20 protein-coding genes and 1 pseudogene are annotated in these 23,735 nt (G+C 54.9%); 11 read left to right on the plus strand and 10 right to left on the minus strand.

Annotation, left to right across the window (positions count from 1 at the left end):
• The first annotated feature begins 102 nt into the window (after window positions 1-102).
• From DCH402_RS18015 to DCH402_RS23205, 3 genes are all read left to right on the plus strand, one after another.
• Window positions 103-582 (plus strand): Hcp family type VI secretion system effector, encoded by a 480-nt coding sequence (locus tag DCH402_RS18015; protein ID WP_040002618.1) that lies wholly within the window; start codon window positions 103-105, stop codon window positions 580-582.
• Window positions 583-649: 67 nt separating this feature from the next.
• The gene (locus DCH402_RS21715; protein WP_071604738.1) at window positions 650-1,168 is read left to right on the plus strand and encodes a DUF2778 domain-containing protein; all 519 of its coding nucleotides are present in this window, start codon (window positions 650-652) and stop codon (window positions 1,166-1,168) included.
• Window positions 1,149-1,712, plus strand: coding sequence for a hypothetical protein (locus DCH402_RS23205; RefSeq protein ID WP_226053158.1), 564 nt, complete (start codon window positions 1,149-1,151; stop codon window positions 1,710-1,712). Before DCH402_RS21715 ends, DCH402_RS23205 begins: the two co-directional genes overlap by 20 nt.
• 355 nt (window positions 1,713-2,067) lie before the next feature.
• Here the strand turns inward: DCH402_RS23205 and rhaR are convergent, their stop codons facing one another.
• Together rhaR and rhaS are read right to left on the minus strand one after the other, a co-directional pair.
• Complete coding sequence (gene rhaR, locus DCH402_RS18035; protein WP_040002619.1) at window positions 2,068-2,922, minus strand: HTH-type transcriptional activator RhaR; 855 nt, start codon at window positions 2,920-2,922, stop codon at window positions 2,068-2,070.
• A gap of 168 nt (window positions 2,923-3,090) precedes the next feature.
• Entirely contained in the window at window positions 3,091-3,927 is an 837-nt protein-coding gene (gene rhaS / locus DCH402_RS18040; RefSeq protein WP_015847931.1) for an HTH-type transcriptional activator RhaS, read from the minus strand.
• Window positions 3,928-4,276: 349 nt separating this feature from the next.
• Here rhaS and rhaB point away from each other — a divergent pair, with 349 nt between their 5' ends.
• From rhaB to DCH402_RS18065, 5 genes are all read left to right on the plus strand, one after another.
• Window positions 4,277-5,749 (plus strand): rhamnulokinase, encoded by a 1,473-nt coding sequence (rhaB, locus tag DCH402_RS18045; RefSeq protein ID WP_040002621.1) that lies wholly within the window; start codon window positions 4,277-4,279, stop codon window positions 5,747-5,749.
• The gene (locus DCH402_RS18050; RefSeq protein WP_015847933.1) at window positions 5,746-7,002 is read left to right on the plus strand and encodes an L-rhamnose isomerase; all 1,257 of its coding nucleotides are present in this window, start codon (window positions 5,746-5,748) and stop codon (window positions 7,000-7,002) included. Before rhaB ends, DCH402_RS18050 begins: the two co-directional genes overlap by 4 nt.
• Window positions 7,003-7,026: 24 nt before the next feature.
• Window positions 7,027-7,857, plus strand: a complete 831-nt coding sequence (rhaD, locus tag DCH402_RS18055) for a rhamnulose-1-phosphate aldolase (RefSeq protein ID WP_040002622.1) — start codon at window positions 7,027-7,029, stop codon at window positions 7,855-7,857.
• A 486-nt stretch (window positions 7,858-8,343) separates the two neighbouring features.
• Window positions 8,344-8,658: an L-rhamnose mutarotase gene (rhaM, locus tag DCH402_RS18060; RefSeq protein WP_040002623.1), complete on the plus strand. Its 315-nt coding sequence runs from the start codon at window positions 8,344-8,346 to the stop codon at window positions 8,656-8,658.
• Between the two features lie 522 nt (window positions 8,659-9,180).
• Complete coding sequence (locus tag DCH402_RS18065) at window positions 9,181-10,785, plus strand: methyl-accepting chemotaxis protein (RefSeq protein WP_040002625.1); 1,605 nt, start codon at window positions 9,181-9,183, stop codon at window positions 10,783-10,785.
• A gap of 96 nt (window positions 10,786-10,881) precedes the next feature.
• Here the strand turns inward: DCH402_RS18065 and DCH402_RS18070 are convergent, their stop codons facing one another.
• Both DCH402_RS18070 and DCH402_RS18075 read right to left on the minus strand, forming a co-directional pair.
• Window positions 10,882-11,688: an IclR family transcriptional regulator gene (locus DCH402_RS18070; protein ID WP_040002626.1), complete on the minus strand. Its 807-nt coding sequence runs from the start codon at window positions 11,686-11,688 to the stop codon at window positions 10,882-10,884.
• A gap of 145 nt (window positions 11,689-11,833) precedes the next feature.
• The gene (locus tag DCH402_RS18075; protein ID WP_040002627.1) at window positions 11,834-12,544 is read right to left on the minus strand and encodes a phosphohydrolase; all 711 of its coding nucleotides are present in this window, start codon (window positions 12,542-12,544) and stop codon (window positions 11,834-11,836) included.
• 545 nt (window positions 12,545-13,089) lie between these two features.
• Between DCH402_RS18075 and DCH402_RS18080 the strand changes: the two genes are divergently transcribed.
• Window positions 13,090-14,319 (plus strand): MFS transporter, encoded by a 1,230-nt coding sequence (locus DCH402_RS18080; protein WP_040002629.1) that lies wholly within the window; start codon window positions 13,090-13,092, stop codon window positions 14,317-14,319.
• Window positions 14,320-14,433: 114 nt separating this feature from the next.
• Here the strand turns inward: DCH402_RS18080 and DCH402_RS18085 are convergent, their stop codons facing one another.
• The gene (locus tag DCH402_RS18085; RefSeq protein ID WP_040002631.1) at window positions 14,434-15,894 is read right to left on the minus strand and encodes a TrkH family potassium uptake protein; all 1,461 of its coding nucleotides are present in this window, start codon (window positions 15,892-15,894) and stop codon (window positions 14,434-14,436) included.
• Between the two features lie 581 nt (window positions 15,895-16,475).
• Between DCH402_RS18085 and DCH402_RS18090 the strand changes: the two genes are divergently transcribed.
• Window positions 16,476-17,006 (plus strand): chorismate mutase, encoded by a 531-nt coding sequence (locus DCH402_RS18090; RefSeq protein WP_200864862.1) that lies wholly within the window; start codon window positions 16,476-16,478, stop codon window positions 17,004-17,006.
• Between the two features lie 189 nt (window positions 17,007-17,195).
• The gene (locus tag DCH402_RS18095; RefSeq protein ID WP_040003723.1) at window positions 17,196-17,699 is read left to right on the plus strand and encodes an Lrp/AsnC family transcriptional regulator; all 504 of its coding nucleotides are present in this window, start codon (window positions 17,196-17,198) and stop codon (window positions 17,697-17,699) included.
• Between the two features lie 60 nt (window positions 17,700-17,759).
• Here DCH402_RS18095 and DCH402_RS18100 read toward each other — a convergent pair whose 3' ends face one another.
• The 5 genes and pseudogenes from DCH402_RS18100 to DCH402_RS18120 form a co-directional block, all read right to left on the minus strand.
• Window positions 17,760-18,776, minus strand: coding sequence for a 1-aminocyclopropane-1-carboxylate deaminase (locus tag DCH402_RS18100; RefSeq protein WP_027713244.1), 1,017 nt, complete (start codon window positions 18,774-18,776; stop codon window positions 17,760-17,762).
• A 244-nt stretch (window positions 18,777-19,020) separates the two neighbouring features.
• Window positions 19,021-19,953, minus strand: a complete 933-nt coding sequence (locus DCH402_RS18105) for a LysR family transcriptional regulator (RefSeq protein WP_040002634.1) — start codon at window positions 19,951-19,953, stop codon at window positions 19,021-19,023.
• A 427-nt stretch (window positions 19,954-20,380) separates the two neighbouring features.
• Window positions 20,381-21,798: pseudogene (locus DCH402_RS18110) on the minus strand (M20 family metallopeptidase).
• A 35-nt stretch (window positions 21,799-21,833) separates the two neighbouring features.
• Complete coding sequence (locus DCH402_RS18115) at window positions 21,834-22,697, minus strand: ATP-binding cassette domain-containing protein (RefSeq protein WP_040002635.1); 864 nt, start codon at window positions 22,695-22,697, stop codon at window positions 21,834-21,836.
• Window positions 22,694-23,731 carry an ABC transporter ATP-binding protein gene (locus DCH402_RS18120; protein WP_050583331.1) on the minus strand — a complete coding sequence of 346 codons (1,038 nt, stop codon included), beginning with the start codon at window positions 23,729-23,731 and terminating at the stop codon, window positions 22,694-22,696. Before DCH402_RS18120 ends, DCH402_RS18115 begins: the two co-directional genes overlap by 4 nt.
• Window positions 23,732-23,735: the final 4 nt, after the last annotated feature.

The following is a 23,735-nucleotide window of genomic DNA, read 5'->3' on the forward strand; positions in this document are numbered from 1 at the left end:
GAAATAATCACATCAAGAAAACAATAATTTCATTGATACCAATATTCGCATTCTGATATAAACACTTACAAATGGACTTCTAACACAACCACTGGGATATATATGGCCAACATTATTTACCTGACACTGCAAGGTGACAAACAGGGTTTGATTTCTGCAGGATGCTCCACATCGTCATCAATAGGTAATAAATATCAATCCGGCCATGAAGACGAAATTTTCATTTATGAATTCTTTGGTCATTTAAGCCGTGCCGATAATGTTTCTTTTCTCCCCATCCAGATAAAAAAACCGATTGATAAGTCCACACCATTAATTGCACAAGCACTCAACGATAATGAAACGCTCACCTGCGAGTTCTCTTTTTATCGTACCAGCACGACGGGTGGCAATGAGCTGTATTTCAAAATCAAACTACTCGGTTCCATCATTACTGATATCAGTTACGTTTACCCACATTCGTTGACGCACAATGATGAACAACCACACGAAAGCGTACACTTCAAGTTCCATACTATTGAATGGGAGCATGTTGTCGCCAGAACTAACTCATACCTGTTCTGGAAAGACGCAGCGAGTTAACAGACAGCAATGATTCAATTATCCATTAACTCACCAAAATAGACCATACATCTGAAAAAGGAATTCTATGGCGTTGCAAGGAAAGTTTATCGTCAACAATGCTGACTACTCACCATTAACGTTGTTGGGTGTGGGGACGTTTATGGCGTTTTCTGGCGATGAAATTTATCGTAACCGAGGAGGATGTACAGCCGTACCTGAAGCAGGCCCGATTCCCGAAGGGCGATACTGGATAGTTGATAGGCCAACCGGAGGTATCCGCTCTCAATCGTGGACATGGCTCAAAGACCAATGGAATACTATTACCGGTACTCCGTCAAATCATAGTGAGTGGTTTGGTTTATACCGTCATGATGGCCAAATCGATGATTATACTTGGATTAATGGAGTAAGAAGAGTAAATTTCCGATTACATCCTGTTGGTGGTCGTGGAATATCTCTTGGATGCATAACTCTACGGCATTACTCTGATTTTGCTACTATTCGGGCTGCCTTGTTAAGGACAAAAAAACAATCCATACATAATACAGGTCTTGAGGCTTATGGAATCATCGAGGTGGTAGCTCATGGCAACACTTGCCCGTAGAGTATTTAAGACGTTGTTATTTTTCGTCCTTTATTACCTATCACTACGGTATATTCATCCCTACCCGATAATCTTTACCCGCAGCATGACCGATCAGCTTGTCACCGTTGCCAACTATCTGGGATTTAGCGATCCGGAATGGTTCTATCTGCTGGCGGTGTTAATGATTAATATGATGCTCACCGTAGCGCTATACGGGTTAAGTATAAGAGCATGGAAATACTATCAATCGATGAAATATTCATCAGAAAATAAAAAATTGCCGATGACCACGTTTATTCACAGGATGATAAAAACTCTACTATTTATTGTCTTATTTTTTCTCTCGGTACGTTATGTGCACACTTACCCGATCCCTATGCCCAAAGAGCAGGTTACGCTGCTTTTCAAGTTGTCTGCCGCATTAGGTATTCGTGATCCAGAAGATCTTTATATCTCGTCCATGTTGATTATTGAGCTGATAACCACAATAGCGGCCTATATCTTAATCATGAAAACATGGCAACGATATAATAACAAAACAAAAATTGATGGAAATTTATGATTTTTATTAAAACCACATTATTTAACAACATCATCAAGATGACTATTAAATCTAAAAAAATCTTCCATTATACTCTAAAGAAACTCCTATTTATTGCTTTATTCCTTCTGGCTATTCGCTATGTCCATACTTACCCTGTCCCACTGACTCGGAAATAAACCGATCTGTTAGTAACACTATCAGAAAACGTGGGCTGGAAAGACCCTGAATTGTTCTACATCACGGTGATGTCAATTATCGATCTGATCGCCGCTACGCTCGCTTATGTAGCGATCATAAAACTCTGGCGTTATTACCGCACCTCGCGTTCAACACGTCAGCCTTTATCGAAATAATAATAACCTCCCCCCTACCTTCACACCTTGCCGCCGGCCTGAAAACGCTGCCGGTAACCGCTGGGGGTAACGCCGAACGCCTGATGGAATACCACGGAAAAATAATTGCTGTCGTCAAAACCGCATTCGGCCGCCACTTCACTGATGGTTTGCCGGTTGTGGCGCAGTAATTCCATCGCCCGACACAGCCGCAACTGACGCAAATACTGCGCTACGCTCATGCCGGTCTGTTGTTTGAAGCGACTACGCAGGCTACGCATACTGAGGCCGTGCAACTGGCAGAAATCCTCCAGCCGAAACGGCCGGGCGATACTGGCGCGTAGCGCATTCATCAATAGGTCCAGTTGCTGGGCATCCGCCAGTTGGGTGCTTTCCGGCGCGTAGCGATAACGCAGCGCCAGCAGCGCAATCTGCAACAGCAGCACTTCGCTGAGCTGTAGCGACAGCGGGTCCGACTTCATGCACTCTTGCGCCAGATTTTCCACTTTGTCGCGCAGCGTATCCATGCTGTGGGTCGCCAGACGCCAGTAACGCTGCTGCTGCGGCACCTCGCCGCCGGGCAACAGGTTTTGCCAGTCGGTAGGCAGCGTCAGGCGATCTCGGATATAGAGGATGTTGTCCAGCTCCAAATCATGCACCGATTCGTAGCTGTGACGATCGCGGGCGGAGACATAAAACAGATCGCCGCAGGTGATGCGGTAAGGCACGTCATTCCACAGGTGCAGACCATTGCCGCGCCAGACAATCACCAGCTCGTCGAAATCGTGATGATGCAACGGAAACGCCGGCTGCGGGCTGCGCTCCGCCACCGTGACCGTGTTTTTATCGGTAAGAAAGTAATCTTCCGTTCGTAACTTCAACCCGCGGGATGGCACAGCCTGTCGCCCCTGTCACGTTAGAGCCTATCCCAGTAGGGCTATTTCACTTGCCATTTTGGCCCTGGGCAGTGCTCGAAATCCTCACGTACTACGTGTACGCTCCGGGTTCTGCGCGCTGTCTGTGCCCAAACTGGCTGCGCCAATAACGCCTAATGGGATAGGCTCTTAGTCCTCACACAGCGCCTGATGGCGCAACGCTTTAGGGGCCAGCGAAAAGGCTTTGCGGAACTGGGTGGAGAAGTGATTACTGTCACTGAAACCGCAATCATGGGCGATGGTGGTAATCGAGTCATCGCTGTGCTGCAACCGACGCCGCGCTTCCAGTAAACGCAAACGGTTCAGATAGCGTTGCGGCGTCATACCGGTGCGCTGCTTCACCTGCCGGTGCAACGTACGCAACGACAATGAAAAACGATCCGCCAGCGTTTCCCAATCCACCTCTTCGCAATAGTTATGCTGCAACCAGCCCAGCAACGCCTGAATCCCCAGGAGTTCACTGCCGTCGCCCTGCGTCTGGAAACTCTTTTGCCGCAACAGAACCAGGATCTGCAGGAACAGGCTTTCGCTGGTTGCGATATCTTCCGGTCGGTCGCGATGCGCCAGCGCCGCCAGTTGCAAAATCAGCTGTTTGACTTGTTGCTGAGTCGCGGCATTCAACTGCCATTGCCCCAGCCACTCGCCATTCGCGCCATACGGCAGAAACGGCGCAATATCCGACAAAAAGCGGAAACCGCGCGGCGACCGATACAACACATTGGTCAGATGCAGCTCTTCCACCTGCTCAAACAGATGACGATCGTTGTCCCGTACGAAAAACACCGCCCCGCTGCATAACGCGAAGGGTTGATCGTTGAACACGTGCACACCGGCGCCTTGTTCCACCAGCACGATTTCCCAGAAGTCATGATAATGTTCGGGAAATGCGCCCTGCGGCATCCGGGGTTCCACGGCTACCGTCGCCGCCTGTGAAGCAAAAAACTCTTCGCCATGAAGTTGTGTCATGTCGTCTTTCCCCCTTCCGCCTGACTGATCCGCCTGTCAGGATAGTAATCAGAAGGGAAGCCCCTGCGCCTTAAAATAGCGCCGCGACATTGCCGCCGCGAGGTTATTTTTTCAAGATCCAGCCGTTAAATCACTGAAATGTGGTTAGGATCACAAGCATTTGCCGCCGTCGCCAAGGCGCTTATCCAGCGACTATCTCCACAAATCGTGAACTGCTTCACAGTCAACTTTGCCATTTTGCCAACCCCATTTTTCAGATGGCACTCACCCAAAGGTACCGCCGCCCCAACTTTCCTACACTGCCGACTATCGTCACCAACACACCCTAATTACCACGGAGAGAACGGCAATGGCGGTCAGGTATTATGTGGCAGTCGATCTTGGCGCATCCAGCGGACGAGTGATGCTGGCGTCGCTGGAGACCGAAACCCGCCAGTTGGCGCTGGAGGAAATTCACCGTTTCAGTAACCCGCTACGGCAGTGGCAGGGGCATCACCTGTGGGATCTGGACGAGCTGGAGAGCCAGATTAGACACGGGCTTGAGGTCGTCGATGCTCGCGGCATTCACCCGGTCAGCATCGGCATCGATAGCTGGGGAGTAGACATGGTGCCGCTGGACCGGCAGGGTAACCGGCTGGGCCTAAGCTACTCGTACCGTGACCATCGTACCGACGGTCAGATGGCGCAGGTTATCGCCGAACTGGGCCGCGAACGCCTTTACCGACAAACCGGCATTCAGTTTTTGCCGTTCAACACCCTCTACCAACTGCGGGCACTGCGCCGGCAAGAACCGGAGGTCTGGGGGCAGATAGCCCATTTGTTGATGATCCCGGACTATTTCCACTACCGGTTGACCGGCCAAATGGCGTGCGAATACACCAACGCCAGTACCACGCAATTACTGAATCTACACAGCGGCGACTGGGACCACGGCCTGCTGGATTATCTCGGCGTGCCGCCCAACTGGCTCGCTACGCCGCATCAGCCGGGCCAGCGAGTCGGTGACTGGGTGGCGCCCAGCGGTCGTGCCGTACCGGTCGTGACCGTCGCCACGCATGATACCGCCAGTGCGGTCGTCGCCGCCCCGCTGACCGATGCAGACAGCGCTTATCTCAGCTCCGGCACCTGGTCGCTGATAGGCATAGAAAGCCGCGAACCGCTGACCGGCCCGGCAGCGCTGGCCGCCAACATCACCAATGAAGGCGGCGTCGGCGGCCGCTACCGGGTACTGAAAAATATTATGGGGCTCTGGCTGTTGCAGCGGGTCTGTCAGGAGCAGCAAGTCACGGATCTGCCGGCGTTGCTTGATGAGGCCGCCGCGCAGCCGGGGTTTGTCAGCCTGATTAACCCGAACGACGAGCGGCTGATTAATCCGCCCTCCATGAGCGACGCCCTGCTCGAACTCTGCCGTGAACACGGCCAGCCGCAACCCGTTGGCACCGCGGCGCTGGTGCGCTGCATTCTGGATAGCCTGGCGCTGTCTTACCGTCAGGGCTTGCTGACGCTGGGTGTGCTGCGCGGCGCGCCGTTACGCCATTTACATGTGGTCGGCGGCGGCAGCCGCAACAGCCTGCTGAACCAACTGTGTGCAGACGTCTGCCAGGTGCCGGTGCTGGCCGGCCCGGTTGAAGCCTCCACCCTCGGTAATATCGGCTGCCAGCTGATAGCAGAGGGCGCCGTGGCGGACCAGGAAGCCTTCCGCCGTCTGCTGACCGACAACATACCGCTGCAAACTTTCGTCCCCCGACAGAATTGTGATTTTGCTGATCACTGGCGCCGCTTTCAGGCGCTGTGTCAGATTAACGAGGAGCTCACCGTATGAATACCGCGATAGAAACCGCCTGGCGTCTGGCCAGAGAACGTTATGCCCGACTGAATATCGATGTGGATGCCGCACTGCGCCAGCTCGATCAAATTCCGGTCTCCATCCACTGCTGGCAGGGCGATGATGTGGCCGGTTTTGAACACGGCAGCGGTGCGTTGACCGGCGGTATTCAGGCGACCGGCAATTATCCCGGCAAAGCGCGCAACGCCACCGAATTACGCGCCGACCTGGAGCAGGCATTTCGCCAAATCCCCGGCCCGAAACGCCTCAATCTGCACGCCATCTATCTGGAATCAGCAACGCCGGTAGCGCGTAATGCCATCGAACCACAGCACTTCAGCAATTGGGTAGCGTGGGCCAAAGAACACCAACTGGGACTGGATTTTAACCCAACCTGTTTTTCGCATCCGCTCAGCAGCGACGGCTTTACCTTGTCGCATCCGGATGAAAACGTGCGTCGTTTCTGGATTGAACATTGCCAGGCCAGCCGCCGTATTTCCGCCTGGTTTGGTCGTGAGTTAGGCACCGCCTCGGTCATGAATATCTGGATCCCGGACGGCATGAAAGACCTGACCGTCGATCGGCTGGCGTTTCGTCAGCGGTTGCTGGCGTCACTGGACGAAGTGATCGCCGAAAAACTGGATCCGGCCCACCATATCGATGCCGTAGAGAGCAAACTGTTCGGATTAGGCGCGGAAAGTTTTACCGTCGGTTCCGGCGAGTTTTACATGGGGTACGCCACCAGTCGCCAGACGGCGCTCTGTCTGGATGCCGGCCACTTCCATCCCACCGAAGTGATTTCCGACAAGATCTCCAGCGCTAGCCTGTTTGTGCCGCGCCTGTTGCTGCACGTTAGCCGCCCGGTACGCTGGGACAGCGACCATGTGGTGTTGCTGGATGACGAAACTCAGGCCATCGCCCATGAAATCGTGCGTCATAACCTGTTTGATCGGGTACACATCGGGCTGGACTTCTTCGACGCCTCCATCAACCGTATCGCCGCCTGGGTTATCGGCACCCGCAACATGAAAAAAGCGTTGCTGCGCGCACTGCTGGAACCAACCGAAACCCTGCGCACGCTGGAACAAAACGGCGACTACACCGCCCGGCTGGCGCTGCTGGAAGAGCAGAAATCGCTGCCGTGGCAGGCGGTATGGGAACACTACTGCCAGCAGCATGACGTCACGCCCGGCAGCGACTGGCTGCAATCCGTTCGTCACTACGAAAACACCGTTCTCTGTCAGCGTTAATCTGTCAACGTTTAAGGATTCATCATGCAATCAATTCTCTCCTCCTGGTTTGTACAGGGAATGATCAAAGCCACCAGCGATATGTGGCTTAAAGGCTGGGATGAGCGCAACGGCGGCAACATCAGCCTGCGCCTGACCACAGACGACGTGACGCCGTTTGAAAGCGATTTCTATCCGCAACCGCGCCATGAAGCGCTGTCTCAGCCCATGCCGGAATTGGCAGGCTGCTGGTTTATCGTCACCGGGTCCGGCAAGTTCTTCCGTAACGTACAACTGGACCCGACGGACAATCTGGTGCTGTTGCAGGTGGATGCCGACGGCCGCGGTTACCGTATTTTCTGGGGGCTGACCCACGGCGGCCTGCCGACCTCGGAGCTGGCGGCCCATTTCCAGTCGCACATCGTGCGTATGAAGGTCAGCGGCGGGCGGGATCGGGTGATCATGCATTGCCACGCCACCAACCTGATCGCGCTGAGCTATGTGCTGGAACTGAACAGCGCCGCCTTCACCCGTGAACTGTGGGAAGGCAGTACCGAATGCCTGGTCGTATTCCCGGACGGCGTAGGGATCGTCCCGTGGATGGTGCCGGGTACGGATGCCATCGGCGATGCGACGGCCGAACAAATGCAACACCACTCGCTGGTCTTGTGGCCGTTCCACGGTATTTTCGGCACCGGCCCCTCGCTGGATGATGCCTTCGGCCTGATCGACACCGCGGAGAAATCGGCGGAAGTGATGGTCAAAGTGCGCTCGATGGGCGGGAAAAAACAGACCATCTCGACCGAGGAACTGATCGCACTCGGCCAGCGCTTTGGGGTTACACCGATGGCCGCCGCCTTACACCATGCCGGATAATCGGCGGCGTAAGGCATTGGCGATAGCGCGCCATAACGGATAGGCACGCCGCCCCGCAGAATACCATGCCGGCAGCAGCGACCGCCGGGCTCAACAGTAATGGTGATGACAGGTGAAACCGGGTTGTCGCACGCTGTCGGCATGGGACTCAAGGATGTTTCCCGCTGGGTATATACCCCAAATAATTCGAGTTGCAGGACAAAACGCGCTGCGTTTTGAACAACGCAACGCGTTGGCCCTTTAGGGCAAGGCTCATTAGAGCCTTGTAACGCGGCAACTGAGTGAACCCCCAGGCGCTTACTCAAGTAAGTGACTGGGGTGAGCGACAAATCTGCCGGGAGCAGATTTGAACGCAGTTGGCTGCGGCCCTGAAAGGGCGAGGCCCAGGGATGGGCCGAGTAATAAAGCCAACACACCTGCAACTTGAAGTATGACGGGTATAAACGCGCGTTGTTGTGCCCGATGATGCGCCACAGGATGACAAACATGTTGAGAAAAGCATTGGTAATGCAGGTTTTTCCTGAGAGTCACGACGAATATCAGCGTCGCCACAACCCGATCTGGCCTGAGCTGGAAGCGGAATTAAAAGCACACGGCGCGCACAGTTACAGCATATTCCTCGACCCGACGCGCAACCTGTTATTCGCGTATGTGGAAATCGAATCGGAAACACGCTGGAATGCCATCGCCCAGACCGATGCCTGCCAGCGCTGGTGGAAATACATGAAAGAGGTGATGCCCGCCAATCCGGATAACAGCCCGGTCAGCGCCGAACTGAAAGAGGTTTTTCATCTGGCATAATATATACCCAAAATAATTCGAGTTGCAGGAAGACGGCAACTGAGTGAACCCCCAGGAGCTTACTCAAGTAAGTGACTGGGGTGAGCGACAAATCTGCCGGGAGCAGATTTGAACGCAGCTGGCTGCGGCCCTGAAAGGGCGAGGCCCAGGGAGGGGCCGAGTAATAAAGCCAACACATCTGCAACTTGAAGTATGACGGGTATACAGGTTGTGTCCCGCCATGATGCGGAACACAACCACATTCAGGCACAACCGCCGCGATAATTAACGCTCATCACCCTGCGATGATTATTTTTATGAAATCGCATCGTTAACGAATCGTTTCTTTTTTAATTATCTCACCCCGCTGACATTTTCTTTATTCACAGAAACAGTAAAAAGTCACACACTATCGTCACAAAACCGCTGTTCCAAAAATAAAAAACAATTCATCAAAATGACGACTTGCCCCTATGAAGGGAATAAATTTTTGAATTACCATGCCGTTAATTAAAGATACTTTCCCTTGCCAAGAACACCATGATGAAAAAATTCTCGCAATTAACTGTCTTTTCCAAGCTGCTGTTCGGATTTTCCATACTGATCGTTATGATGCTATTTATTGGCGCAGTCTCTATTTATCAACTCGGCGCCAACAACGAGCGCATCAAAGATTATCGCGACAATCGCCTGCCGGGGGTGCGCTACACGCTGGAGATGCGCGGCGTCTTGTCCGAATTGCGTCTGCAGCAAATTCAATACATCTCCTCACAAACACCGGATGAACGAGAAGGCCACCGCAAGGAACTGTTGCAGAATCAGGATATATTTTTAACCGCGCAGGCAAATTACGCCAAATTGGTGAAAAACGACACGCAGGATAAACAAGCCTTATTCAGCCAGATAACCGACAACTTTAAGAATTTCGTCGATGTGAACGCCAAAGTCATTGAGGCGGTCAACGCGGCAAAACTGGACGAAGCCAGTAAAATTAGCGGTGCAGTTTCCTCTAAGTACCGTTCCCAATTGATGAAAGATCTGGCGAAACTGGTGGAGATGGAAATCGCCAGCGGCGATCAGGCGGCGGCCGCATCGGATGAGGGGTATCGCAGCGCATTTTATACCCTGGTCGGCTTGTTACTGCTGGCGATGATCGCAACCGGCGTTATCGCTACGCTGATCGCCCGTAACCTGTCCCACCAGTTGGGTGGTGAGCCGGCGTATGCCGTCGACATCATGAACCAGATTGCCGCCGGCAACCTCAACACCCTGATCAATCTGCGTGCGGGCGATACCCAGAGCTTGCTGGCAACGATAAAAAACATGAATGAAAAGCTGGCGGCTATCATTCACGCTATCGTAAACGGCAGCGAATCCATCTCACTGGCGGCCAGCGAGATAGCCCAAGGCAACAGCGACCTGTCGCAACGCACCGAAGAGCAGGCCGCGTCACTGGTGCAAACATCGTCCAACATGCAGCAGATTACCGAAACCGTAAAACGTAATGCCGACAACGCCCATCAGGCGAGCGAACTGGCGCGCCAGACGTCGCAAACGGCTGTGCACGGCGGTAACGTGGTAGACGACATGCTCAAGCGTATGCATGAAATCTCCGACAGTTCGCAGAAGATCGTCGATATCATTTCGGTGATTGAAGGCATCGCTTTCCAGACCAACATTCTGGCGCTCAATGCCGCCGTGGAAGCGGCCCGTGCCGGTGAGCAAGGCAAAGGATTCGCCGTCGTCGCCGGAGAAGTGCGTAATCTGGCGCAGAAGAGCGCCAACGCCGCCAAAGAGATCAAAACGCTGATCGAAGGCACGGTAGAAAAAATTACCGATGGTTCACGTCATGCCGATACCGCCAGCCAGGCGATGGAAGAGATCGTCTCGTCGGTCACCAAGGTGACGGATATCGTGGCGGAAATCTCGATGGCGTCCAACGAGCAGCATCAGGGGATTAAGGAAATCAGCGTCGCCATCGACCAGATGGACCGCGTGACGCAGCAGAACGCCGCGTTGGTTGAGCAAGCCGCCACCGCCGCCCAGTCCATGACGGAACAGGGCGAGCAGTTGCGCGACTCGGTTCGTTTCTTCCAGTTAGCACCTCAACAGTTAGCACATCAGCAATCCGCATTCCGTCTTAACTGACGTAAACAAACGGGCCGTCACATGACGGCCCGTCTTTATCTCACCCTGTTTTACCCGGTGTGTTCCGTTATGCTCTGCCACAAGGCATGAGAATATTCACTCGTCATTAGGCAGGGTTTTCAACGCCTGAGAGAGTGCTTCCGCCGTCTGACGTAATGGCGTCAACAAGGTATCTTCGTCGATTTGGCAGAGCTTGACCGAAGAGAGCGATAATGAAATGGCGTACTTCACCCGCTGACGCGCATCAAATACCGGGGCGGCGATGCAAGAGACGCCAACCTCATGCTCTTCCCGATCAAACGCCACCCCACGCTGACGAACATCTTCCAGTTCCCGCTTCATGTGTCCAGGGTCGGTAATGGTATAAGGGGTCAGTTTACGGATGTGCGGGTAATGGCGGCCCCAGTACGAAAAGAACGCCTCTTCACTGTCGTCGGCCAGAAACAGTTTCCCCATCGCCGAGCTGAATAACGTCATCTGCTGCCCCAGATAAGCACGGGTGCGCAACATACCGATAGTCGGTTCCAACTTGTGGATCAGAATGCCGTAATCACCGTCGCGCCTGGAGAAATTGACGGTTTCCCCGGTCACTGCATTCAACGCCTGCAAAGACGGCGCAATCAACCGAAGCACCGCGGGCGGCGCCAGCGACGTCTGCCCAACGGCAATAAATCGGGTGGTTAAACGATAACTGCCCGCCGCCGGCGCCGGGGTCACGTAGCCACATGCCTGCAACCCCTGTAGCAGGCGATGCACCGTGCTTTTATTAAGCTGGGCCAGCCCGGCCAAATGCGCCAGCGGGCAACCGTTAGGGTAATTGCTTAAAATTTCCAGCAGCAAAAATCCCCGCAGCAGGCTTTGGTTGCCTGTGGGTTTATCATCACCATGCGACAGCGCGCCCATCCATCCATCCCTCTGACTGAATAGTTTCGCTTATCGATAGCATGATTTGACATAATATGACGTGATCCCTGCCGCTCTACGTTACATCGCCGCCGCGTTGCATCACAGAGACAGAAAAAAGACGCCGGGATTACCCGCAACCGTATCAGGCCAACCAGGGATGCCAGGCGCTAAAGTACTCCCGAACCTGCGGATCCAGCCGCGTCGGATCGCCACCGACTTCCCCGGACAACTTGGCAAGAAAATCCACCAGCCAGGACGCGTTGGCTTCAGCGATACGTTTGCCCTCTGCCGTGTTCATGGTTTCCGGCAATTTCATCAGCTTGATGCGAAAATGATCCAGCGTGTAGAGACGATCATCCGGCTCACGCTCGCAGGCAAACAAATCCTGCGGATCAAACAACGAGCGACCCATCATGCCCGCGACATAAAACACCCGCGCCAACCCTAACGCACCCAGCGAGTCGAGCCGATCGGCATCCTGTACGATTTTCGCTTCCAGCGTTTGCGCGGTTATACCGGCGCTAAAACTGTGCGCCTCGACGGCATGACACAGCGCCGGATGCAGCGAGTGGGGAAAGTCGGGAAAATCCTGCGACAGAATACGCACAGCCTCTTGCGCCGCCATACGCGACGCCCGGCTACGATCAGGATGATTCTTCGGAACCAGCACGATGTCATGCAGGTACGCCGCGGCGATAATCACCCGCAAATCGCCGCCTTCCTGCTGCTGGATTCGCCGGGCGCTATTCGCCACCCGCACCAGATGATGATGGTCATGCGCGCTATCCACGGAGTCCGCCAGATGTCGGGCCACGTATTGACTAAGAGCCTGTTCAAAACCGAGTAAATCCATACCGTACTTTTCTCCTGCGTCAATCCCTGTCTGTCATCAAAGCATAACCAAAAAGTCATGACAGCAACATGACGGATACGCTCAGCGCTGCTCTTCGATATTGATAATAAGCGGTAAAATTATTGAGATAAAAAATGTTTATTACCCGTTTTGTCAATAAATAAACATTTACTTTCTCGGCCACACATTATTATATTTAGGTGCTTATACCCGTCATACTTCAAGTTGCAGGTGCGTTGGCTGCGTTCGTTCACCCGAATCACTTACCTGAGTAAGCTCATCGGGATTCTCTCTCTTGCCGCCTTCCTGCAACTCGAATTATTTTGGGTATATACGGTGTCGTAGCGTTTATTTTTTATCTCCGCTTACGTCATTTTTTTAATTTACAAAACATGACCTGATATACCCCCAATAATTCAAGCAGCAGGACAGCGGCAACGCAGCTCATCCCCTGGCGTAGGAACATGTGCCCAGGATAGGCAAGGAAAGCCGATGTACCCGACACTTGCAGTATGGCGGGTAATACTGTCAGGGGTATTTATCCCATGAGTCCGGTTTTGCTATTTTTTCTCACATTGGTGTTTATCGCTGATGGCCTGATGGTGTTCCTTATTCCGGTACTGGTCTATGCTGAAACGCAAAGCCTGACCTATTCCGGTTTGTCTTACATGTTATGGTGGTTACCGCGAATTGTCTTGACGCCGGCACTCGGCGTATTGATTGACCGTCTGGGCGTTCGCCCTGTTTCTATCGCTTCAGATGCGATCAAAGCGTTCGGTTGCCTGCTGCTCTGTCTGGTGCTGAATTTTGCCGAACAACCACTGATACTGGCACTCACCTGCGGGTTGCTGGGTGCCGGCGTGTCCATCGGCAATGCGCAAACCATTACCGCCGTGGAAAAGCTGATCGCCGCCTACAGCCGTCATATCGATCGGGATGCCAATCTGTTGAGCCGGTTAGATTTGCTGGGCATGGTGCTGGGGCCGCTGGTGGGCATGTTGTTATATGAATACGGTTTTCTGACGCTGTTGTACATCGCGGCGACACTCTATTTATGCAATGCCTATTATTTCCTTACCTCTCGTTTGTTTAATTTTACACCGGATTTTTCACCGAAAAATAAAATCAGGCCACCGAGTTCGGAAAAAACGAGATTATTCCCTTTACTGATAATTCTGAAAAATCCATTTATTATTTTCATGATCGCCCTGGCGCTGGGAAATAATATGTTTGATGGATTAGTCGAATCCAGCGGTGCCGCCCTGATTGAAAATAACATGGGATTATCAGTGAAATATTTTGGTTTCATTGATATCTGCGCCGGTGTGGCAGGATTTTTATCCACGCTGATTTATGGTGCGGCCCTCAATCGTCTGAGTCGCGAAGCGCTGTTGACGATAGGGATAGGGTTGATTGTCATCGCCTCGCTGCTGCTGACCACCACGCTCAACCAACTGGGGCCGTTTCTGACGTTCTACGCGCTGGGCATTGCCGGTAAGGTGTTTACCGGTAATATCATGCGTACGTTGCGCCTGACGCTGATCCCTTACGAGCATCTGGCCAGCACCTCGTCGCTGATTCTGACGCTGAACCAGTCGGTGCTGCCGCTGATGGGGGTATTTCTGTTTTTGTCCGACCATTATGACTGGCCGCTGACCCGATTTATGTATATTGCCATCGCGCTCTCGCTGCTGGCCGGCATCGGGTTACTGATTGGCCTGCGGCGCAGGCTGGCACCCTCTCGGGCAGATACGCCCAGCCCATCCTGCGAGTAGCCTCTCCGGGTCTCCGCTGAGGGTAGAGGAGCATCGGCAGATCATCATGTTTCCCGCTATACCGGGAGACAAGATGACCGCGGCCCAGCGCCGATTCTTCAGCTATGCCAATATTCAGCTACGCCAAAAAGATGAGGAGAACAGCACCAGAATCGGGTAAATCTCCAGTCGTCCCATTATCATCGCCAGGCACATTAACCACTTGGCGCCGTTGCTCAGGCCGCCGAAACCATCGGCGGTCGCCCCCAGACCCAGGCCCATATTATTAATACACGCCGCTACGGTTGAAAATGACGTTACCAGGTCATACCCCATCTGATTCAGTGAGAAAATAAACACGCAACTGAAAAAAACGTAGAGAAAGAAAAAGCTCCACACTGAACGGATGACATTTTCCTGTAAGGTGACATCGTTGATCTTGACCGTACAAATCGCATTCGGTCGAACCAGCTGCTCCAGTTCGCGTTTACTTTGCTTATAGAGAATCAACAGCCGTAATGCCTTGATACCGCCGCAAGTCGAACCAATACAGCCGCCGAAAAAACTGGAAGCCATGAGAAAAATCACCACATGCTCCGGCCATTTGGCATAACCGCTGGTTGCCAGACCATTGTCGGTCATGATGGACGCCGTCATGAAAAAACCGTGCACAAAGGCGCCCTGCGCATCGAATACATTCAGACGATACAATTCACCGCACACCACCGCCGCCACCAGCCCGAATATCAGCAGGTAAAAACGCAGTTCGGGGTTATACATGAGCGGCTTCAGGCTACGCCGATGTAACGCCACGTAATACAGAATAAAGTTCACGCCGGCCAACAGAGAAAACACCCCGCCGACCATTTCAATATTGGTATTCGTATAATAACCGAGGCTATCCGTTTTACTGGAAAATCCACCCAGCGATACGGTAGAGAGCGCATGGCATACCGCGTCGAACCAGGGCATACCCGCCAGCCAGTAAGCCACCGCACAGGCTATCGCCAGCAGCGAATAAACACCCCAGAGTTGTCGTGAGGTATCGGCCAGCCGGGGGGTTAATTTTTCTTCTTTAAACGGTCCCGGCGTTTCAGACTGGTACAGTCTGGCTCCCCCGATACCGAGCATCGGCAGCAAGGCGACGGCCACCACAATCACGCCTAATCCACCGATGAAATTCAGTTGAGAGCGGTAAAACAAGATTGATTTAGGCAAGTTATCGATATTACTCAGCACCGAGCCGCCGGTTGTGGTGATTCCGGACACGCCTTCAAACATGGCATCGGTAAATGAAATATTCAGATCGCTGCTAATCGTCAAGGGCAGTGCGCTAATCAACGAAAATAACAACCAGAAAATCACGATGATCAGAAACCCTTCGCGGGGAAATACCCGTGAAAATTGCTGTCGGGTAGACATCCACCCCGCGACGCCAATCGGAAATACCAGCAAGAAGGTATATAAGAAAGCGAAAAAACTCTTTTCCCTAAACCAGAGCGCAACCAGTGACGGCGGCAGCATGGAAAGACTATAAAGCATGATGAGGAAGCTACAGAGACGCGTAATCACCATAAGCTGGTTTCTTGTAATCATTACCTGCCCTTACAGCAATGGGTTATACCGGCATACTTCGGCAGAAAGAAAAAACGCTCACATTTAAAACCCAACAACATGTCAGGTACGCATCGGAGCAAAACAACATTTATGGTTCGGGCAATCAGGCCATCACATCAACAATATTAAAGTATGGCCACGATAACGCCCTCTCTCAATGTCTGGCGATAAACTCACCGGCCTCCTGCAGCAACATTCTGGCCTGGGCATTTCAGCGTATGTCAAAAAGTATAAAAAATTTATAAAAATGAAGCGGCTTTCTTTGTCCGTTTCGCAAGCCGCCGTCTGCGTATGCAGAGCAAACCGCCACGCCAGAGTGCATACCGTCAGGGCTGACGGCCCGACAAATCACACGAAAACATAAAATAACACTTTGTAACTACAGCACAGAATGCAAAAAAGATGTACGTCTGGTTACGAATCCGTCTCCGCCACATAACGCATAATAGGATGCCATGCACGTAAGATAAGTTACGCATTACCCGCCGCGCCGTTGCCGGCGGTAACGACAGAACCAATACAACATCTTTGCCCTTTACTTTCAACAACCTGGAGACAATATGTTACGGACAATGTGTCTGATAGCCTGCCTGTTCAGCACCAGCGTGCTGGCAGCGGAAAGCACCGCTCTGGCCCCACTGGTTAACCAACGCCTCAGCTATATGAAAGATGTGGCGGGCTATAAAGCGGCTCATCACCTAGCGATTGAGGACCTGCAACAGGAAGACAACGTACTGAAAGCCAGCCGACAGCAGGCAACGCAGTACGGGTTAGATGCGGACTCCGTAACACCGTTTATTCAGGCACAGATGGATGCCGCCAAAGCGATTCAGTATCGTTACCGCGCCGACTGGCTGGCCGTGCCCGAGAAGAACTGGCAGCCGCGCCCGTTGGACGAAGTGCGCGTGCAGATAGCCAAACTGAACGGCGTACTGCTACAGCAACTCGCCGATACGCTGCACAAACAGGGCGGCAGCCTGAGCCGGCTGAATCACACGGCGTTTATGCACGCCGTCACCCAGAAGAACCTCAGCGAGCACGACAAGGCCCGACTGTTCGACACACTGAAACAGGCTAAATTACAGCAATAATCTCAGGCGGCGCGCCACTGCGCGCGCCGTTTTACCTTCCCCCGACGATTCGCTTTCACCAACACGCACCGCACAGAAAACTACCGTACGCTGTTGCAGTAAATTGCGTCATACTCCTTACATACGCAATTTTACTGCGCTGTTTGCGCCTGTTGAGATACAATCGCCATGAAAACCAAACCCGCTGCCATGAAAACCAAAACCACCGCCGCCGACACCCCCGATGAGAAAAGCCTCAATCTTGAACGTTTCGATCTGGCTATTCTGCGTTATCTCCAGTCCGATGCGTCCATTTCCAATGTGGCGCTGGCGGAAAAAGTCAAGCTCAGTGCGCCGGCGTGCCTGCGGCGGGTAGAACGGCTGAAACAGATAGGATTAATCAAAGGGTATGTCGCCCTGCTGAACCCACAGGCGCTGAATGTCGGCATGGTGGTGTTAATCGGCGTGGTGCTTGACCGATCGACGCCGAAAAGCTTTGAAGATTTCGAAGCGGCGGTGCAGAAGATCAGCGGCTGCATGGAATGCCACGTGGTCACCGGCGAGTTCGACTACATCCTGATGATCCGCACCAAAGACAACCAGAGTTTCAACAAACTGCACGCCGAGCAATTGTTGTTCCTGCCGGGAGTGCGTCAGATCCGCTCCTTTATCGGCCTGCGGGAAGTGCTCTCGACAACGCAATTGGTGTTTTAAGGGTGCGTGCTGCAAACAATAACGCCGGGGCATACCCGGCGTGGTCCGCTATAACCGCACTCAACCATTGCGGAAAATATAGCTGTAAGCGTTCAGCGCCGGTGCGCCGCCAAGGTGGGCGTAAAGCACTTTAGAGCCTTTCGGGAATTCGCCGTTACGTACCATGTCGATCATGCCGTGCATCGATTTGCCTTCGTACACCGGGTCGGTCAGCACGCCTTCCAGACGCGCGCACAGGCGAATGGCTTCCAGCGTGCCATCATTCGGCAAGCCGTATTCCGGGCCGCCGTAACGGGTATCCAGCACCACGTCTTCTTCGGTGATCTCGCGGCCCAACTCCACCAGCCCGGCGGTGTTTTGCGCGATGCGCAGGATCTGCGCCTTGGTTTTTTCCGGCTTGGCGGAAGCGTCGATGCCGATCACGTTGCGGGCACGTCCATCGGCGGCAAACCCCACCACCATCCCCGCCTGGGTGCTGCCGGTGACCGAGCACACCACGATGTAATCAAATTTAAAACCCAGCTCTTTTTCCTGCTGGCGCACTTCTTCGGCGAAGCCCACAAAACCCAGACCGCCGTACGGGTGCTCGGAGCAGCCGGCCGGGATCGGGAATGGTTTGCCGCCGTTTTGCGCCGCTTCTTCCATCGCTTGCTTCCAGCTTTCGCGGATGCCGATGTCGAAACCGGCCGGATCAAGACGCACATCGGCGCCCATAATGCGCGACAGCTCGATATTGCCCACCCGGTCGTACACCGCATCGGCGTAATTCACCCAGTTTTCCTGCACCAGAATGCATTTCATGCCCAGATGCGCTGCCACTGCCGCCACCTGACGGGTCTGGTTGGATTGCACGCCGCCAATCGACACCAGCGTGTCGCAGCCTTGCGCCAGCGCTTCCGGGATCAGGTACTCCAGCTTGCGGGTTTTGTTGCCGCCGAACGCCAGCCCGCTGTTGCAGTCTTCACGCTTGGCATAAATTTCCACATCGCCGCCCAGGTACTCGCTCAGGCGTTTCATCGGGGTAATCGGCGACGGTCCGAAAGTTAAAGGATAACGCGGGAATTTTTCCAGATTCATGGTCAGGCTCCGGGGTAGCTAACGTGGATCGATCAGGCGTCGGATGGGCGCTTTCCGTCAGGAAAACCGCGTCATCGCTTACCCTTGATACTACAGAAAACCAAAGTGATTTAAATTGCGTTTTTAGTTGTTTATTTTTTAAAAAATTAACCAATTTTATTTTTATAAAGACTTAAATTTAAAAATAAAACAAAAATACGAAATAAAATTAATTAAAAATTCGGAATGATAAAACCGATGCTGCTCAGCGCAACGGTAGCCCGAAATCCAGCCGGCATTGCTGGTCATACTGCTGCAACGCCTGCTTCAGGAAGGCAAAAAAGCTCTCAAGGAGCGCGGTACGCGGCCTGCCCATTTCGGTTTGCAACTGCAAGGTACGCTGGCTCAGTTGGTCCAGATTGACGGCCTTCATCGTCAGGCCGTCACGCCGGGCGCTGCACAAGATAGAGAAATGGCTGCACACGCTGACCGCTTCCGGCGTGGTACGCACATATTCATACAGGCTGGAGAAATGGTTGCAGGTGAATACCGGCTCGATAAAGACGTTGTTCATGCGGCAGGAGAGATCAAACAGTTGCCGGATGGTCGCAGAGGGATCCGGCAGCACTACCGGCCAGGCATTGAGATCCGCCAGTTGGAAATCCCGGTTAGCCAGCGGATGGTCTTGCGCCATAAACACCAATACCGGTGCCGGAAACGACGCCAGCACGTCCACCCCTTGTTCCGGCGACAGGCTAAATTTCAAGGCGACGTCGCACTCGCCGTTACGCAGCAGTTCCGGCACTTGCCGGGCGCTGCCGACCGTCAGATAAAAATTGACGCGGGGGTGCTGCTCACGAAAACGCGCCAGCAGAGCGGGCAGCAGGTTGAAAGCCAACCCGTCGGTGCAGACCACCCGCAACGTGGTCTGGCGCGCCGACTTCATCCCTTCGATCTCCGCCATCGCCAGTTCCATGTCGGCCATACTGCGCCGCACATGATTCGCCAGAATATGCCCGGCGTCGTTCAGTACCATGCCGCGGGTACTGCGTTCAAACAGCGGCATTCCCAGCCGGGTTTCCAGCCGCTGGATCTGCCGACTGATGGCGGACACCGCCACAAACAACTGCTGACTGGCAGCGCTGATGGAGCCGGCATTCACCACCGCCATAAAGTAACGAATTTCACTGTTGTGCATAGAGGGTCTCCGAGAGACAGAATCTATCGGAAACGTCATGCCATCACATTCAGAATCCGAGAAGGTTTCGGGCGTATTAACCTCATATTTTATCTTTACTATTTTTCGCTCCGCCCGACACAGGGAGGCTCAAACGCCGCCTCCCTGTGAACCCGGGCTGCTGGCTAAATTTTGCCGCTAACGCGGTCCCTTCGGCATACGCGGCCGCTTAACGGGCCGCTCGTGACGCGGTTACTCGCCACAGAATGTGGCTCGCCCTGCGGGCCAGCGTAAACGCTGTTCAAAAACGCTTTTCGCGTTTTTGTCCGGCGCGGCACGAGCTTTCGCCGCGTCCATGCGGCTCACCCTACGGCCACTTATCCCTCAGCAAAATTTTTACGCCAGAAGACAACACGCTAGTATCAAGATATGAGTGACATCTGCGAACTTACACCATTACCTGTTGATCTCTTAACTGCTTCACCTTGCTGCCCTCTTCCGCCAGATCCCAAAACAGGCCGCTCATGATGTGCAGGGCTTCGCGCGCGACGTCCGCCAGCAGGTGCTCGTTGGGGGCGTGCTGGGAACAGGCCGGGTAAGAGTGCGGCACCCACAGCGTCGGCAAGCCGAGCGTGCGCAGGAAACAGGCGTTGGGCAGGCCGCCGCCGAAGTTGGGTAGCACCGCCGCCTGTTTGCCGACCGACCGTTCGATAGAGGCAACCCCCCAATGTACCCAAGGGTCGTCCGGGTCGATGCGGGTGGCTTCAAAGCAGTTCTCCGGGTCAATGATGTCCACATCCTCAAACCCGCAGGCATCAAGACGGCGACGCAGGTGTTCGGCAAAGTGTTCCACATCGCTGCCCGGCACATAGCGCATATGGCACTGGGCGCGGGCCGTCGGCGGGATGGCGTGCGCTGGCTTATCCGGGTCGCCGGTGACGAATGCCAGCACATCCAGCGTATTCCAGCCGTACACCTTTTCGGCGGCGCTCAACCCCGGTTCCCCCAGTGCGGATCGATAGCCGGGTCGCCCGGCGCCCCCGCTAATTCCAGACTCGACAACGCGTGGCGCATTGAGGCCGACAGCGGCGGCGGCAGCAGTTCCGGCACCAGAATGCGGCCGTTGGCATCCACCAGACAACCGATCGCGTGCGCCAGCCGGATACCGGGATTACTGAGCAGCCCGCCCCAATTGCCGGAATGGTGCGCGCTGTCGCGCAGCGTCAGTTGCAGGCCAAAGTTGAATACGCCGCGCGAGCCGAGAAACAGCGTCGGCCGGTCAGCACTGACGCGCGGGCCGTCCGAGGCGATGAACAGATCCGCCGCCAGCCAGTCGCGGTACTGCCGGCACACCGCCTCCAGACCGGGAGAGCCGCACTCTTCGCCCATTTCCAGAATCAGCTTCACGTTGTAACCCAGCCGGCCATCACAGGCATTCAGTACCAATGCCAGTGCTGCCAGATTGATGGTGTGCTGGCCTTTATTGTCGGCGGTGCCGCGCCCGTACCAGCGGTTGTCCTCCGCCGTCAACGTCCACGGCGATAAGCCGCTACGCCAGCGCGCCGCGTCCCCCATCACCACATCGCCGTGGCCATAGGTCAGCACCGTCAGTGCCGCATCCGGCTCTATGCGCCGCGCCAGCAGGAACGGCCCGCGCTCCGCCACCGGGTTAGGCACCATCAGGCATTCGAACCCCATCTCGTTGAGCAGCGGGATCATCTCATCGGTCAGGTAACCCATCAAAGCCGGGGCGCGTTCTACGTTCTGGCTTTCGGTCTGGCAAGCCACCCGCTGCGCCAGCGTGTCGCGAAATGCGCCGGAGTCGAAATACGCCGCCGCACGCTGCATCATCTCTTCACGTGTCATGATTTGTCCTTGTTCTGTTCACGTCTTCGTTGGGTTTACGCCAACGCGATATCCGGAATGCCCAATCCCGGCTCCGGCGTCAGTACCGACGCCAGCAGCGCCTGGGTGTAAGGATGCTGCGGCGCGCCGAATACCTGCTCACGGGTGCCCTGTTCGACAATCGCGCCTTTGCGCATCACCGCCACGTGATCCACCAGATATTCCACTACCGACAGGTTATGGCTGATAAACAGATAGGTCAGGCCCAGCTCTTTTTTCAGCATCAACAGCAGGTTGAGGATCTGCGCCTGTACCGACACATCCAGCGCCGAGGTCGGCTCGTCGCAAATCAGGATCGCCGGCTGCAGGATCAACGCCCGGGCTATCGCCACCCGCTGGCGCTGGCCGCCGGAGAGCTGGCCGGGGTACTGGCCGTGGGTACGCGCCGGCATCCCCACCCTGTCCAGCATCTCGTGTACCCGCTGTTTACGTTCCGTTGGCGTGCCGATGTGGTGCAACCGCAGCGCCACTTCCACGATGTCCGCCACCGTGCGGCGCGGATTCAACGAGGAGTAGGGATCCTGAAAGATCGGTTGGATGCGGCCAGCCAATTCACGCCGCTCACCGGCGTCGATCTCGCGCCCTTCGATCAATACGTTGCCGGAGGTCGGCGGCAACAGGCCGAGCAGCATTTTCGCCAGCGTGCTCTTACCGCAACCAGACTCCCCCACCAGCCCCAGCGTCTCGCCCCGGCGAATACGCAGCGACACATTATCCACCGCGCGGATTTCACCGGGCCGGGAGAACAGCCCGCGATTAAGCCGGAACACCCGGCTGAGCGCGCACAGTTCCAGCGCGATATCATCATTGCCCGGAATATGCGGTAGCAGGCGGCCGCGTTCTTCTGTCATCCGACTCATACCGGTTCCTCCGCCATCAGCGCATCGACACAGCGCACCGCGTGCTGACTTGTCACCGCGACATAAGGCGGTTCCTGCGCACAGCGCGCGTGACACTGGTTGCAACGGTTGCGAAACACACAGCCCTGTTGCAGCCCGATCAGGCTCGGCACCACACCGGGGATCGCCTGCAACGGCTCGCCCGGCACGGTGCGTCCGGCCACCGGAATACACTCCAGCAGCCCGCGGGTATACGGATGACAAGGCTGGTGAAACAGCTCCATCACCGGCGCGGTTTCCACCACCTGCCCGGCGTACATCACCGCCACCCGATCGGCGATACGCGCCACCACGCCCAGATCATGGGTGATGAACACCACCGCGGTGCCGAACTCTTGTTGCAGCTCGCGCAGCATCCGCAGGATCTGCGCCTGAATGGTGACATCCAGCGCGGTGGTCGGTTCATCGGCGATGATCAGCTCCGGGCCGCACATCAATGCCATGGCGATCATAATGCGCTGGCGCAGGCCGCCGGAGAGTTGATGCGGGTACTGCCGCAGCCGATCCGCCGCCATAGGAATGCCGACGCGCTCCATCAGATACACCGCCCGGTCGCGCACCTCGGCTTTCGAGACCTTGCGGTGCGCCAGCAGCGTTTCGCACAGTTGATCCCCCAGCGTAAATGAGGGATTGAGCGAGGTCATCGGCTCCTGAAAGATCATCGCCATCCGGCTGCCGCGCAACGCCCGGCGCTCACGCGGGCCCAGCGATAACAAGTCGGCATCCCGAAAGCGCAACGTATCGGCGCGGCGCACCGCATTACGCGGCAGCAGGTCCATCAATGCCAGCGAGGTCATCGACTTGCCGCACCCCGATTCCCCCACCAGACACAGCATTTCACCGCGCCGTACCGAAAAATCGATGCCGCGTACCGCGTGCAGCGTGCCGCGCGGCGTGGCCAAATCGACCCGCAGGTTTTTCACCTCCAGCACGATTTCGGCCTGCCCCTCGCCCGCCAGCCTGGCCCCACCGGTAGTCTCAATCGTTGTATGCATAGCG

Source organism: Dickeya chrysanthemi NCPPB 402 (assembly GCF_000406105.1).
In the GTDB taxonomy this organism is placed as follows: Bacteria; Pseudomonadota; Gammaproteobacteria; order Enterobacterales; family Enterobacteriaceae; genus Dickeya; species Dickeya chrysanthemi.